Source organism: Frondihabitans sp. GW821-FHT04F02, assembly GCF_059420045.1.
This window is the reverse complement of the sequence record NZ_JBWKSZ010000008.1, coordinates 1-12,389: the sequence shown is the minus strand read 5'-3', so window position 1 is coordinate 12,389 and position 12,389 is coordinate 1. Positions and strand designations below refer to the sequence as shown.

The 12,389-nt window shown below is 71.0% G+C and carries 13 protein-coding genes; 8 read left to right on the top strand and 5 right to left on the bottom strand.

The genetic code is table 11. The annotated features are described in order from the left end of the window. Positions 1 to 54 precede the first annotated feature (54 nt). The gene (locus AC07TY_RS17350) at positions 55 to 1,254 is read right to left on the bottom strand and encodes a GAF domain-containing protein (RefSeq protein ID WP_488626688.1); all 1,200 of its coding nucleotides are present in this window, start codon (positions 1,252 to 1,254) and stop codon (positions 55 to 57) included. A gap of 153 nt (positions 1,255 to 1,407) precedes the next feature. On the opposite strand from AC07TY_RS17350, the gene AC07TY_RS17345 reads away from it, so the two are divergent. After that, positions 1,408 to 1,998, top strand: a complete 591-nt coding sequence (locus tag AC07TY_RS17345) for a dihydrofolate reductase family protein (RefSeq protein ID WP_123507141.1) — start codon at positions 1,408 to 1,410, stop codon at positions 1,996 to 1,998. On the opposite strand, the gene AC07TY_RS17340 is transcribed toward AC07TY_RS17345, so the two are convergent. After that, on the bottom strand, positions 1,995 to 2,957 hold the full coding sequence (locus AC07TY_RS17340) for an NAD-dependent epimerase/dehydratase family protein (RefSeq protein ID WP_494786132.1): 963 nt from the start codon (positions 2,955 to 2,957) through the stop codon (positions 1,995 to 1,997). The genes AC07TY_RS17345 and AC07TY_RS17340 overlap by 4 nt on opposite strands. After that, complete coding sequence (locus AC07TY_RS17335; protein WP_494786131.1) at positions 2,954 to 3,394, bottom strand: MerR family transcriptional regulator; 441 nt, start codon at positions 3,392 to 3,394, stop codon at positions 2,954 to 2,956. The genes AC07TY_RS17340 and AC07TY_RS17335 overlap by 4 nt, the downstream gene beginning before the upstream one ends. A gap of 298 nt (positions 3,395 to 3,692) precedes the next feature. Here AC07TY_RS17335 and AC07TY_RS17330 point away from each other — a divergent pair, with 298 nt between their 5' ends. The 7 genes from AC07TY_RS17330 (at position 3,693) to AC07TY_RS17300 (ending at position 10,248) form a co-directional block, all read left to right on the top strand. Then, entirely contained in the window at positions 3,693 to 4,319 is a 627-nt protein-coding gene (locus AC07TY_RS17330; RefSeq protein WP_488626684.1) for a GntR family transcriptional regulator, read from the top strand. 191 nt (positions 4,320 to 4,510) lie between these two features. Next, positions 4,511 to 5,959, top strand: coding sequence for an MFS transporter (locus AC07TY_RS17325; protein WP_233580063.1), 1,449 nt, complete (start codon positions 4,511 to 4,513; stop codon positions 5,957 to 5,959). Positions 5,960 to 6,028: 69 nt separating this feature from the next. Beyond that, a complete protein-coding gene (locus AC07TY_RS17320) occupies positions 6,029 to 6,934 on the top strand; it encodes an ABC transporter substrate-binding protein (protein ID WP_488626683.1) in 906 nt (301 codons plus the stop codon). Further along, positions 6,931 to 7,938 carry an ornithine cyclodeaminase family protein gene (locus AC07TY_RS17315; RefSeq protein ID WP_494786130.1) on the top strand — a complete coding sequence of 336 codons (1,008 nt, stop codon included), beginning with the start codon at positions 6,931 to 6,933 and terminating at the stop codon, positions 7,936 to 7,938. Before AC07TY_RS17320 ends, AC07TY_RS17315 begins: the two co-directional genes overlap by 4 nt. Then, positions 7,935 to 8,651, top strand: coding sequence for an aspartate/glutamate racemase family protein (locus AC07TY_RS17310; protein ID WP_488626681.1), 717 nt, complete (start codon positions 7,935 to 7,937; stop codon positions 8,649 to 8,651). The genes AC07TY_RS17315 and AC07TY_RS17310 overlap by 4 nt, the downstream gene beginning before the upstream one ends. A 120-nt stretch (positions 8,652 to 8,771) precedes the next feature. Next, on the top strand, positions 8,772 to 9,578 hold the full coding sequence (locus AC07TY_RS17305) for a sugar phosphate isomerase/epimerase family protein (protein ID WP_488626680.1): 807 nt from the start codon (positions 8,772 to 8,774) through the stop codon (positions 9,576 to 9,578). Positions 9,579 to 9,774: 196 nt separating this feature from the next. After that, entirely contained in the window at positions 9,775 to 10,248 is a 474-nt protein-coding gene (locus AC07TY_RS17300) for a riboflavin kinase (RefSeq protein ID WP_123507134.1), read from the top strand. Positions 10,249 to 10,381: 133 nt separating this feature from the next. Here the strand turns inward: AC07TY_RS17300 and AC07TY_RS17295 are convergent, their stop codons facing one another. Together AC07TY_RS17295 and AC07TY_RS17290 are read right to left on the bottom strand one after the other, a co-directional pair. Beyond that, on the bottom strand, positions 10,382 to 11,116 hold the full coding sequence (locus tag AC07TY_RS17295; protein ID WP_488626679.1) for a ThuA domain-containing protein: 735 nt from the start codon (positions 11,114 to 11,116) through the stop codon (positions 10,382 to 10,384). Next, positions 11,113 to 12,258 carry a Gfo/Idh/MocA family protein gene (locus tag AC07TY_RS17290; protein WP_488626678.1) on the bottom strand — a complete coding sequence of 382 codons (1,146 nt, stop codon included), beginning with the start codon at positions 12,256 to 12,258 and terminating at the stop codon, positions 11,113 to 11,115. The genes AC07TY_RS17295 and AC07TY_RS17290 overlap by 4 nt, the downstream gene beginning before the upstream one ends. Positions 12,259 to 12,389: the final 131 nt, after the last annotated feature.

The following is a 12,389-nucleotide window of genomic DNA, read 5'->3' as shown; positions in this document are numbered from 1 at the left end:
TCCGCGTCATCGCCTCCGCCCTGGGCGCAGCGTCTCCCGACGAGTGAGCGCTCCCTATGACGCGACCTCGTAGATGCGCTGCTGCACCTTCGACGCCAGCGTGCGGAGGGCCGCTGCGTCGTCGGGGGTGAAGCGCCGCGGCTTCGAGTCCATGACGCAGAGGGCGCCGATTCGCTGGCCCGTCGGCGACTCGAGCGGGTAGCCGGCGTAGAAGCGGATGCCCGGCTCCCCGGCGATCATCGAGTACCAGGCGTAGCGGGAGTCCCGGCTGGCGTCCTCGACGGCGAAGTGGCTGCTTCGCCGCACGGTCAGGTCGCACAGCGACTGCCCACGCGGCACGGTCGCCAGATCGATGCCGCTGCTGGCCATCGTGCTCTGCGTGTCGCGCCCGACGAGGGTGACGGCGGCGAACTCGGTGCCCAGCGCGCGCCGGGTGTCGGCGGCGAGGCCGTCGAGGACGGGATCGGGGTCGGCGGCCTGCAGCGCGGCCTCGACCTCCTCGAACGCGTGCTGGCGTTCCTGCTCATCGGCCTCCGAGGTGTCGGCAGCGGCGGGGCGGCTCGGATCGAGGTTCTCGTGGATGCGCTCGGCGATCGAGTCGGCCCAGCGCTCGTAGACGCGGGCCTCGGCCGTCTCGTAGACGTGCCCCTTCGACTCGGGCACGAAGACGATGCCCGACCGCGGGGTGGCCAGGTCTTCGGTGATGGTGTTCATCAGTCCGACGTGGAAGTCGACGATGTCGGCCAGTCGTCTCGGGAAGTGCGGGTTCACGCCGAACTGGGGCACCGCCAGCACGAAGACGAGCGAGGCGCTCGGTGTCCGCTGCCGCACGAAGCCGACGAGGGCCGCGACCGACGCCTCCCACTCGGCGGGCGCCAGAAGTGTGAGCGCCTCGTGGGCGCCGATCGAGAGCAGCACGATGTCGTACCGGGAGAGGTCGACTTCGGCCAATGCGTCGACACAGGCGACGGTGTCCATCTCGTCGTCGACGAGGACGTCGACGTCGGTGGCGCGGCCGGTCCGCTCCGTCAGGCTGCGGGCCAGGAAGCCGGGAAGACCGAGATCGTGAGTCAGGACGCCGCGCCCCGCGGCGGCGCCGTCGCCCACGATCAGGACTCGATCGGGGTTCGTGCCCGGTGCGCGCACGTGCGGCGAGTCATGGGGGAGGACGCGGCGTCGCCAGGAGTGGCGGCTGAAGGCGAGCCAGAGCGCGACGAGGGGGCGCGCGAGGAGTCGGCGGAGGGAGTCGAGCATGCGTGGTCCTGATCCGGTCGGCGCCGCCCTCGGGCGGCGATGCTGCGCACGGCCTGGTGAGGCGCCGGGCGGAGTATCGATGACTTCCGCGACAGTAGCGGCAAATCGTCGGATTCGCACGGAAGAGCCGGTGCACGGCGTAGCCTCGCGCGCATGAGCCCCCTCGTCGTGCAGACCTTCCTCACCCTCGATGGCGTCGCGCAGGGGCCGGGCGGCTCGGACGAGGACACCGAGGGCGGCTTCAGCCATGGCGGCTGGCAGGACGACGCCGACCTGGGAGACGTCGTCACCGACTGGGAGGCCAAGACAGCGGCCCTGCTGCTCGGGCGCAAGACGTACGACATCTGGGCGGGCGCGTGGGGAGTCTGGCCCGAGGACGCCCCCGGGTTCATGGGCGAGTTCACGCGCCGCTACAACCGCGTGCCGAAGTACGTCGCTTCGACGACCCTCACCGAGCTGGGCTGGACCAACTCTCACCTTCTCGGCGCCGACCTGCCCGCCGAGGTGCGCCGGGTCCGCGACGAGACCGACGGGGAGCTGCGTGTGTGGGGCAGCACCCGCCTCATCCGCACCCTGGCCGAGCACGACCTGGTCGACGAGTACCGCCTCGTGACCTACCCCGTCGTGCTGGGCACCGGCAAGCGGCTCTTCTCCGACGGCTTCCCCGTCACCAGGCTGGCCCAGGGCGAGGTGCGCGTGCTGCCCTCGGGCGTGACCGTGACGAGCTACACCCGGCGGCCCTAGCCGACGAGTCCGAGCTCGACCAGGCTCTCGACGGTCTCGACCAGAGTCGCCTCGACGGGCCGCGGGTGGAAGCCCAGCTCGGCCTTGGCCCGCTCGTTGTGGATCACGAGCGGCGGGAGGTCGTCGCCCGGGGCCTCCTCGGTCGGCGCCTTCTCGGCGAGCACCGGGAAGTGCTCGCGGAGCACGGTCGCAACCTCGAGGAACGTCGTCGTCGGGCCGTCGGCCAGGGCGAGGTAGCGGCGGCCCGCAGCGGCCGCGGTCGTCATCGCGGCGATGTGCAACTGCGACACGTCGCGCACGTCGGCGATCCCGAACAGCTGACGGGGCGTCACGGGCATGTGTCCGCCGATCATCGCCGTGAACACCTGGAGCGACGAGCGGGCGGTGCGGGTGAGGGTGGGTCCGGCGATCCAGGTGGGGTTGACGGTGACCAGCTCAGTTCCTGCACCTTCTGCCTCGATGAAGTCCCAGGCCGCACGCTCGGCCACCGCCTTCGACAGCGGGTACGCCGGGAGCCCGGGGGTCGAGGGGTCGGTCCAGTCGTCTTCGGTGTAGTCGCGGACGCGCTTGGGCGAGTAGCCGACAGCGGCGAACGACGACGTCAGGACGACCCGGGGCACGCCGGCGTCGCGGGCGGCGCGGAGCACCCGCAGGCTGCCGTCGCGCGCTGGGATCACGACCTCGTCGGGCTCGGTCGCGAGGATCATCGGCGAGGCGACGTGGTAGACGCCGTCCATGCCGGTGGCGGCCGCGGCCCAGCCGTCGTCTTCGGTGAGCGTCGCGGTCACGACCTCCAGCCCCGAGTCGTCGGCCCCACCGCAGCGCACGGCCTCGCGCAGCTCGGGTTCGCTGTCGAGCGAGCGGACCGTGGTGCGGACCTCGACCCCCGCGAGCAGCAGGTCGGCGACGAGCCGGCTGCCGAGGTAGCCCGAGCCGCCGGTCACCAGCACCCGCGTCATCGGAGCGCCCCCTCGAGCTGCGGCAGGATCGCGTCGACGCGGGTCTTGGCCTCGGCCTCGAGCGCGACGTCGCCCTTGTCGCGGGCATCCCACAGGGCCGCCTTCGCGCTCAGGTACTCGAGGTGGATGTGCAGGGTCGCGATCTCGGCCTCGATCCGCGTGGCGTGCTTCGTCAGGATGTCGCGCTGCTCGCCGGCCGCAGCATTTCCGAGGGCTCGGTTGGCCTGGTACGTGCGCATCTCGTCGATGCCCATGCCCATGGCGCGCAGGCAGGCGAGAATCTGCAGGTCGTCGACGTCGGTCTCTCGGTAGCGGCGGTGCCCGCTGCGGTCGTCGCGGAGGATCGGGCCGACGAGCCCGACCTCCTCGTAGTAGCGCAGGGTCGGCTCGCTGAGCCTGGTCCGGCGCGATGCGTCCTGAATGGTCATCGTGGTCATGTCGTCACAGAACCACACCTCAAGCGCTTGAGGTCAACTGCTCCGGCCGGGATGGTGAGAAGTCGCTCGTTGTCCCGGCCAGCGAGCTGGGCGACAACGAGCGACTCCTCACCGGACCGACCGCGAACGTGACTGCCGCCGACGCACTACGACCCCGACTCGTTCACGCCGGAGCGGGCCGGACGCGCCCTGCGGGCCGGGGTGGCGGCTCTCGTGAACGAGCTCAACGGCACGGTCGTCTGGGTCGACTGAGGCGGCCGCCAGGAGTTCCTGCGCACCGACCGATACGATCGGCCTCGTGGAGTCCAAGCCCGCGTCCGTCCTCCGAGCCCTTCGTGCCGAGATCATCGCCGGCACGCTGCCCCGGGGCACGCGCCTGAAGGAAGACCAGCTCGCGGAGCGCTTCGGCGTCTCGCGGGTGCCGGTGCGCGAGGCCCTGCGCCAGCTGGAAACAGAGGGCTTCGTCGTCGCCGAGAAGTTCAAGGGCGTCAGCGTCGCCGACTCGTCGCCGGAGGCCGTCGTGGAGCTGATGCAGATCCGCCGCGGTCTCGAGGTGCTCGCGGCTCAGCTCGCCGCCGGGCGTCGCGGCGGCGAGAGCGCCGACCTGCTGCGCGCAGTGGTGAACGAGGAGCGCTCCGACCAGGAGGTCGAGGTGCAGTCGCCGCGGTTCACCTTCCACCGGCTCGTGGCGACTGCGTCCGGCAACGCCCGGCTCGATCAGATGATCGAGCGCCTCGTGCACCAGACATCGTGGGCATTCGAGCGGGTGACGCAGGACGAGGTGGCGTCCAGCGGCGGCGACCATGCGGCCGTCGCCAACGCGATCCTGCGCGGCTCAGTGGTTCAGGCCGGGCTCCTGATGGAGGAGCACCTGCGGCGCGACGAGGCGATCTTCGCTGCCCTCGAGCCTGCATTTCGCGACTGAACGTATACGAAAGGTAGATTTTTTGGGCGTGTCGGGCGCTTAGATCGTTGAATTGTCGGGCCAGCCAGGCGCCCGTAATCAAGCGTTTCTTCCCCGAAACCAGCCGGAAACACGTTTTCGTATACAAAAGAGTGTCCGCACGGTGCAGAATGAATCTGGCGCCGCCACCTCTTTTCCCGCTGGAGTCTCGAATGACTGCTGTAACCCGCTCCACAGCTTCCACCGGCACCACGACCCCTCCCACGAAGTCCGCCACCGGCAACGGCGTCGCCTCCGCCCTCGACTCGATCGGCTTCACCCGCGCCCAGTTCTGGGTGCTCATGCTGATCCTCGCTGGCGAGTTCTTCGACACGCTCGAGCAGAACTCGGTCGGCGCCATGGCCACCAACATCAAGGCGTCGCTCCAGATCGGCGACGTGCAGCTGACCACGATCAACACCGCCACCGTGCTGGGCGGCCTCGTCGGCCGCCTCCTCGCCGGCTTCCTCGCCGACCGGTACGGCCGCCGCTTCTCGCTCGGCCTCAACCTCCTCATCTACACGCTCGGCGGCCTGCTGTCGGCGATCTCGTTCAACTACGACATGCTCCTCGTCAGCCGCTTCATCGTCGGCATCGGCGTCGGCGGCGAGTTCATGATCGGCATCGCGATGCTCTCCGAGATGGTCGCGACCCGCTTCCGGGGCGGGCTCATCGCCACGATCAACGTGGGCGCCGGAGGCATCGGCAACTTCATCTCGTACGGCCTCTTCCTGCTGCTCCTCGGCCCCCTGGCCATCCCGCTGGGCGGCGACGACCACGTGTGGCGCTGGACCTTCGTGATCCTCGCCCTCCCGGCCCTGCTGGTCGTGCTCTACCGCCGCCGTCTGCCCGAGACCCCGCGCTGGCTGCTCTCCAAGGGCCGCATCGACGAGGCGAACCGCTCGCTGGCCATCCTCGCCTCGAACTCGCTCCGCCCCTCGGCCGACGTCAAGCCGCCCCTCACGCTGACCGCCGCCGACCTGCCCCCGGTCGCGCTGCACTCGTCGCCGGCCGCGGTCTTCCACCCGCTCGTGCTCCGACGCACCATCTCGATCGGCATCGCCTCGTGGATGGCCTTCGGCTCGCAGGTCACGCTGAACTTCCTCATGCCGACCCTGCTCGTCGAGCGCGGCTACACCGTCTCGCAGAGCCTCCTGTACACGATGATCATGAACGTGGGCTCGCTCCTCGGCTGCACCGCGGCCGCGCTGCTCGCCAACCGCGTCGGCCGCCGACCCCTGGTCACGACGGCCGGGATCCTCGGCTGCCTCACCGCCCTCGCCTTCGCCGGCTTCGGCAACGCGACCGGCGCGATCCTGGTGCTCGGCGCCCTGTTCCAGTTCTTCACCATGGTGACCAACACCACGCTCGCCGCCTGGACCGCCGAGGTCTACCCGACCGCGATCCGCGCCTCCGGCGCCTCGATCGTCAACGGCATCGGCAACATCGCCGGAGCGGTCATGCCGTTCCTCGCGATCGCCCTCTACGGCCACTTCGCCTTCGCCGGCGTCTTCGGCCTCGCCGCAGTCATGTACGCCATCCTCGTCATCGCCTCGCGCTTCGCCCCGGAGTCCCGCGGCCGCTCGCTCGAAGACGTCAACGAGAACGTGCTCGCTTCCTGACCACCCGGCGGGGCCGGTGACCACCGGCCCCGCCTCCGCCCCACCGCAACCGATTCCCTGGAGGAACACATGGACACCCTGAAGATCACCGCGACCGCCAACGGCCTCAACTACCTGCCCGAGTACGTCGCGGCGCAGGGCGGCATCTTCGCCGCGAACGACCTCCAGGTCACCGCCGTGGCCCGCGACCCGTGGACGGGCGTCCTCGACGACATCGAGTCGGGCGCGGCCGACGTGGCCCTCGGAGGACTCTGGGTCCCGGCCATGTACGCCGGCATGGACCGCAGTTTGTCGGTCGTGGGCCAGCTCAACCACAAGTTCCCGATGACGATCGTGTCGCGCACCGAGACCGCTCCGATCAGCCTCGGCCAGCTCGCCGGCAAGGTCGTCCTGGCACCCGGGGCCGGCGGCAGCGCCCCCTACGAGTTCACCGCGGGCCTGATCCGCGAGGCCGGCTTCGACGTCTCGGCCACCCGCTTCGTCCGCGACCTCTCGACCGCCATGCTGATCGAGCTCTACAAGGGCGGCCTCGGCGACGCGATCATCCTCGACCTGGTCTCGGCCAAGGAGGTCGTCGCCGACGGCTTCGGCACCATCGTCTTCCAGCACCTCGAGGCCGGCGGCATCATGCCGAACAGCGTCTACTACTGCCTCTCCGAGCGCGTCGACGAGCTCGGCGACCGCCTCGGCCGCTTCATGGACGGCATCGCGACCGCCATGGAGAAGATCACCTCGAAGCAAGCCGACGCCGAGATCGACGCGGTCCTGGCCGCCCGCTGGCCCGACAAGGACCACACGCTGCTCCGCTCCGCCGCGACCGAGATGGCCGAGGGCGGCGTCTGGGACTCCGCCGTCATCGACCGCGACGCGTCGGACCGCTGGATGCGCATCCTCGACGAGGGCGGCCTGCTCGCGCACGTGCCCACCCTCGAGGAGCTCCAGGGCGCCGCGGCTCCGGTCGGCGCCGCCTCGTGACGGTCGTCCTCGGTGCGAGCGAGATCGGCTCGCTGATCACCTCGGTCGACGCCGTCGACGCCGTCGAGGCCATCCACCGCGACCTCGGCTCGGGTGCCATGACGCAGCTCGCGCCGGGCGCCCTGACCGGGGCCGACGAGGCCGTCTTCCTTCCGATGACCTCGCGCTCCGACCGCCTCGGCCTCGTCGCCGTGAAGCTGATGGCCGACATCCCCGCCAACGCCGAGCGCGGCCTGCCGACGCAGCGCTCGACCATCGTCGTGTCGTCGGCGGTCACGGGGGAGTGCGTCGCGATCCTCGACGGCGCCTCCATCACCCGCGTCCGCACGGCCGCGACCTCGGTCGTCGCCACGAGGCACCTGGCCGCACCCGGGGGCCGCACCCTGGGCCTCATCGGCGCGGGCAACCTCGCGATCGAGCACGCCAGGGCGTTTGCCGAGACCATGCCCTTCGAGCGCATCGTCGTCTGGTCGCGGTCGCGGTCCACGGTCGACGCCTTCCTGGAGGGCGTCCGCTTCGACCTCCCCGGCGGCTGCGTCATCGCGTCGAGCCCCCGCGAGGTCGTCGAGCAGGCCGACGTGCTCTGCACGCTGACCCCGTCGATCGACCCCGTCGTCCTGGGCGCCTGGCTGCACGAGGGCCAGCACGTCAACGCGGTCGGCGCCCGGCCCCGTCCGACGCACCGCGAGCTCGACGGCGAGGCCATGGCCCGCGGCACGGTGATCGTCGACAGCCGTGCCACCGCCTTCTCGAAGTCCGGCGACCTGCTCGAGGCGATCGCCGAGGGGGCGCTGTCGGCCGACACGCGATTCAGCGAGCTGGGCGAGGTCATCGCAGGAACTGCGGCCGGCCGCACCGCACCCGACGACATCACGGTCTTCGACTCCGTCGGGCTCGCCGCCCAGGACCTCGCCGTCGCCGCCCGAGTGATCGACCTCGCCGCCGAGCGCGGAGTCGGCCAGGCCGTCGCCCTCGCCCGCGTCCCGGGGGCGGTGCCCGCATGATCCGCATCGCCGTCGTCAACTGCAACACCACCGAGTCGATGACCGAGACGGCCGCCGCGCGCGCCCGCCTGGCGGTCGGGCCCGGCGTCGAGATCGTCGCGGTCACCCCGAGCTGGGGAGTCGCGTCGGCCGAGGGCTGGTACGACAGCTTCATCAGCGCGGCCGCCGTGCTGCAGGCGCTCGAGACGCTGCCCGCCGACATCGACGGCGTGGTCATGGCCGGCTTCGGCGAGCACGGCCGGGAGGGTGCGCGCGAGCTGCTGTCCATACCCGTGGTCGACATCACCGAGGCCGCCGCGCATCTGGCCATGCCGCTCGGCCGCCGTTTCGGCGTCGTCACGACCGTGCGGCGTGCCGTCGGGCAGATCGAGGACAGCCTGACGAACGCCGGCCTCATCGCCAAGTGCGCAGCCATCGAAGACACGGGGCTCGGCGTGCTCGAGCTCGAGGAGGACGCCTTCGCCACAGCCGAGGCGTTCGTCGAGGCCGGTCAGCGCGCTATCGCCAAGGGCGCCGAGGTCATCTGCCTCGGCTGCGCGGGCATGGCCGGTCTCGAGGAGCACGTCCGCGACCGTCTGCCGGTCCCGGTCATCGACGGGGTCGCCGCCGCGGCCGCCATGGTCGAGACCCTCGTTCGGCAGGGACTGACGACGAGCAAGATCGAGTCGTTCGCCGCGCCGCTCGCCAAGGCGAGGAGCTGGCCCGGGGTCTGAGGCCGATCGAGGTTCCAGCGCCGCTCGAGGTTCTAGGCTGAGCGAGTTGGCTCGTGCACAGCAGCCGTGACTAGGCTGATCGAGAAACCTACCACCGTTCGGCAACTCAAAGGACCCTCAATGACGACCCCTTCCGTCCAGCTGTACACCCTGCGCGACGCCGTCGCTGCCGACCTCGACTCGGCACTGGCGCGGGTCCGCGAGATCGGCTTCGAGCTCGTCGAGCCGTACTCCTTCCCCGAGCGCGTCGCCGACTACGAGCGCGCGTTCGCCGCGACCGGCCTCGCCGCGCCGTCCGGCCACGCTCCGGTCATCGACGTCGACGACCCTTCCGTGGTCTTCGACGCCGCGGCCCGCCTCGGCATCGAGACGGTGATCGACCCGTTCATCCCGACCGACCGCTGGCAGACCGCCGACGACGTGGCCCGCCTCTCGGCGCGCGTCAACGAGCTCGCCGAGGCCGCCAAGTCGTTCGGCCTGCGCTTCGGCTACCACAACCACCAGTGGGAGTTCACGAACAAGGTCGACGGCCAGACCGTCTACGAGCTCTTCGTCTCGCAGCTCTCCGACGCGGTCGTCCTCGAGCTCGACACGTTCTGGGCGACCGTCGGCGGCGCCGACACCCCGGCCGTGCTGAAGGCCCTCGGCGACCGAGTCGTCGCCATCCACGTGAAAGACGGCAAGATCTCGGGCGACATCCGCGACGCGCTGCCCAGCAGCGAGTCGGCTCTCGTCGTTCCCGAGGCGCTGAAGGCCGCCTTCGAGAACCAGACGCCCGCCGGCCAGGGCGACGTCGACGTCGCAGGCATCCTCGCGGCGGCCCCGCAGGCCCTCCGCGTCGTCGAGTTCGACGGCTACAGCGGAGACGTCTTCGAGGGAATCGCCTCGTCGCTCGCCTGGCTGAAGCAGAACGACTCCGCCGTCTAGGCGCCCTCAGCCTCTTCATCGGCAACGTGACGCCGCGACTGCCCCGGAACGCCGGGGGAGTCGCGGCGTCGTCGTAGGCGCAATGAACTCGTAACACTGCGTACGAATAGGCGCAATACGCCGCGCGTTGACTAGCGTCAGGAGAACGACGCCGGGGTCGTTCGAACAGACAGCTATTCGACTGACAGGACGCGTAATGGGAGCACTGCCCGCGAACACCGCAACCGCCTTCCTCGGCGAGCCCCTCGTCGACTCCCCGGAGGCGGCGCGGCTCGCTCTGTACCCGACGGTCACCGGTCGGGTCGTGCACGGCGAGATGCGCGGCCGCGAGCTCGGGTTCCCGACCGCGAACCTCGACCCGAAGGCCGAGGGCGTGACGCCCGCCGACGGCGTCTACGCCGCCTGGGTCGTCATCGACGGCCGCGTCTTCGGAGGCGCCGTCTCGGTCGGCAACAACCCGACGTTCGAAGGCGTCCCCGAGCGGCAGATCGAGGCGCACATCCTCGACGCCTCGCTCGACCTGTACGACCGTGAGATCTCGGTGCACTTCGTGAGGCGCGTCCGCGGCAACGTCCGCTTCGAGGGGCTCGACGCGCTCGTCGCGCAGATCGCCGCCGACGTCGCCAACATCCGGGGCATCCTCGCCGAGCGCCACCTCCAGGCCCTCTAGCCCCCGCCCCCTAGCCCCTGCCCCCTAGCCCCTGCCCCCTGGCCCCCCCCAGAGCCCGGTGAGGAGTCGCTGGTTGTCGGTGACCCCGCCCGCCCCGAGCAACGAGCGACTCCTCACCGGGCTCGCCGGGCGACTACCCGTTCAGGAACCAGTCGCGCGGGTGCTGATCGGCCGTCAGGTCGCGGCGCGGCGCGGTCGGCGCGGCCCATTCGGCAGCGTTGGCCAGCACCCGGCGGATGTCGGGGTGGTGGTAGACGGGGTACTCCTGATCGCCGGGCGAGAAGTAGAACACCTTCCCGAGACCGCGGCGATACGCGACGCCCGAGCGGAAGACCTCGCCGCCGTCGAACGTCGACAGGAACACCTCCTCGTCGGGCCGGGGGATGTCGAACTGCTCGCCGTACATCTCCTGGCGGTCGATGACGATCGGGTGCGGCACGCCCTGGGCGATGGGGTGGTCGGGCGCGATCGTCCAGACGAGCTCGCGCTCGCCGTCGTTGCGCCACTTGAGCGAGCAGGTCGTGCCCATCAGCCGGGTGAACGGCTTCGAGTAGTGCCCGGAGTGCAGCACCACGAGCCCCATGCCGGCGTGCACGTGGCGCACCACGCGGTCGACGACCTCGTCCGAGACCTGGTCGTGCGCGATGTGCCCCCACCAGAACAGCACGTCGGTGGCGGCGAGGCGCTCCTCGGTGAGGCCGTGCTCGGGCTCCTGCAGGGTCGCCGTCGTGACGTCGGCGTCGGCGCCGAGCAGCTCGCGGAGCCCGTCGGCGACGACCGCGTGGATGCCGTCGGGGTAGTTGCCGAGCACCACCTCGTCGCCGCGTGTCTCGTGGACGTACTCGTTCCACACCACGATCCGGGTCATCGGGCCACCACCTCGGTGCTCTCGACCGGCACTTCGCGACCGGCGGCCGCCGACTCGTACACGGCGTCGACCACCCGCGAGCGGTGCAGCGCGTACTCGCCGTGGTGGCCGGCGTACCGGGGAGCCGCGCCGTCCGCACCCTCGCGGATGGTCGCCAGGAACTCCTCGATCACGCTCTGGTGGTGGCCCGCAGGAACGTGCACGTCGGGCCGCGACACCGTCGGAGCGCCCGCGACGTCCCAGTACAGCGTCACCGTCCCGTCGGTGCTGTAGTCGTCGACGTGCAGCCGCACGCCTCCCTCCGCGCCGAGCAGCTCGACCTCGATGTCTTCGTGGGCCTTCGAGTACGACGCCCACGACGCCTGCAGCTGCAGGCTCGATCCGTCGGCGAAGCGGAGCAGCGCGTTCGCGAAGTCCTCGACGTCGAACGCGTGTCCTCCGCGCGCCGAGACGGGCCCGCCGCGCGTGCTGCCGCCCCGGCCGGCGCGGCCGAGCTCGTTGTAGGCCACGGCCGAGACCGCGGTGACCGTCGGCTCGCCCATCAGGTAGAGCGCGATGTCGAGCACGTGCGACCCGAGGTCGATCAGGGGCCCGCCGCCTGCCGCGGCCTTGCTGGTGAACCACGAGTCGATGCCGGGCACCCCCGACCGCCGCAGCCAGCTGGCCCGCGCGTGGTAGACGCGTCCGATGGGGTTCTCGTCGAGCTCGCGGCGCAGGAACTGCACGTCGGCGCGCCTCCGGTGGTTGTACGCCACCTCCAGCACGCGGTCGGCCGCCCGGGCCGCCGCCACCATCTCGGCGGCGAGGTCGCCCGTCGTGGCCAGCGGCTTCTCGCAGAAGACGTGCTTGCCCGATTCGAGCGCGGCCATGGCGATCGGGTGGTGGAGGTCGTTGGGCACGCCGATCGACACGATGTCGAGGTCGTCGCGCGCCACGAGGTCCTGCCAGTCGGCGTACGTCGCCTCCACGCCGCGGGTCTCGGCGAGCTCGGCCAGGCGGCCGGCCTCCTGCCCGGCGAGGGCGACTACGCGCGCTCCCGGCAGGGCCGTATAGGCGTCGAGGTGGGTGGTGCCCGCGAAGCCGAGCCCCACCACCCCCACTCGGAGCTCCGTCGTGTCGGTCGGGGTGGGCAGCGTCGTCATATCGTCCTCGATTCGGTGTGGCTGTCCGTCAACCCTGCCACGTCGAGGGCCGATGGTCACGAACGGGTAACGGAGGGCACCCGGACCAAACCCTCCCGGGGAGGGTCGCGAATACATGACATCGGGCAAAC

Excerpts from the sequence above, each read along its gene's own strand:
- AC07TY_RS17340 (WP_494786132.1), bottom strand. The coding sequence starts at position 2,957 with ATGACGCGGGTGCTGGTGACCGGCGGCTCGGGCTACCTCGGCAGCCGG.
- AC07TY_RS17325 (WP_233580063.1), top strand. The coding sequence starts at position 4,511 with ATGACTGCTGTAACCCGCTCCACAGCTTCCACCGGCACCACGACCCCT.
- AC07TY_RS17350 (WP_488626688.1), bottom strand. The coding sequence starts at position 1,254 with ATGCTCGACTCCCTCCGCCGACTCCTCGCGCGCCCCCTCGTCGCGCTC.
- AC07TY_RS17310 (WP_488626681.1), top strand. The coding sequence starts at position 7,935 with ATGATCCGCATCGCCGTCGTCAACTGCAACACCACCGAGTCGATGACC.
- AC07TY_RS17305 (WP_488626680.1), top strand. The coding sequence starts at position 8,772 with ATGACGACCCCTTCCGTCCAGCTGTACACCCTGCGCGACGCCGTCGCT.
- AC07TY_RS17300 (WP_123507134.1), top strand. The coding sequence starts at position 9,775 with ATGGGAGCACTGCCCGCGAACACCGCAACCGCCTTCCTCGGCGAGCCC.
- AC07TY_RS17290 (WP_488626678.1), bottom strand. The coding sequence starts at position 12,258 with ATGACGACGCTGCCCACCCCGACCGACACGACGGAGCTCCGAGTGGGG.
- AC07TY_RS17335 (WP_494786131.1), bottom strand. The coding sequence starts at position 3,394 with ATGACCACGATGACCATTCAGGACGCATCGCGCCGGACCAGGCTCAGC.
- AC07TY_RS17345 (WP_123507141.1), top strand. The coding sequence starts at position 1,408 with ATGAGCCCCCTCGTCGTGCAGACCTTCCTCACCCTCGATGGCGTCGCG.
- AC07TY_RS17320 (WP_488626683.1), top strand. The coding sequence starts at position 6,029 with ATGGACACCCTGAAGATCACCGCGACCGCCAACGGCCTCAACTACCTG.
- AC07TY_RS17295 (WP_488626679.1), bottom strand. The coding sequence starts at position 11,116 with ATGACCCGGATCGTGGTGTGGAACGAGTACGTCCACGAGACACGCGGC.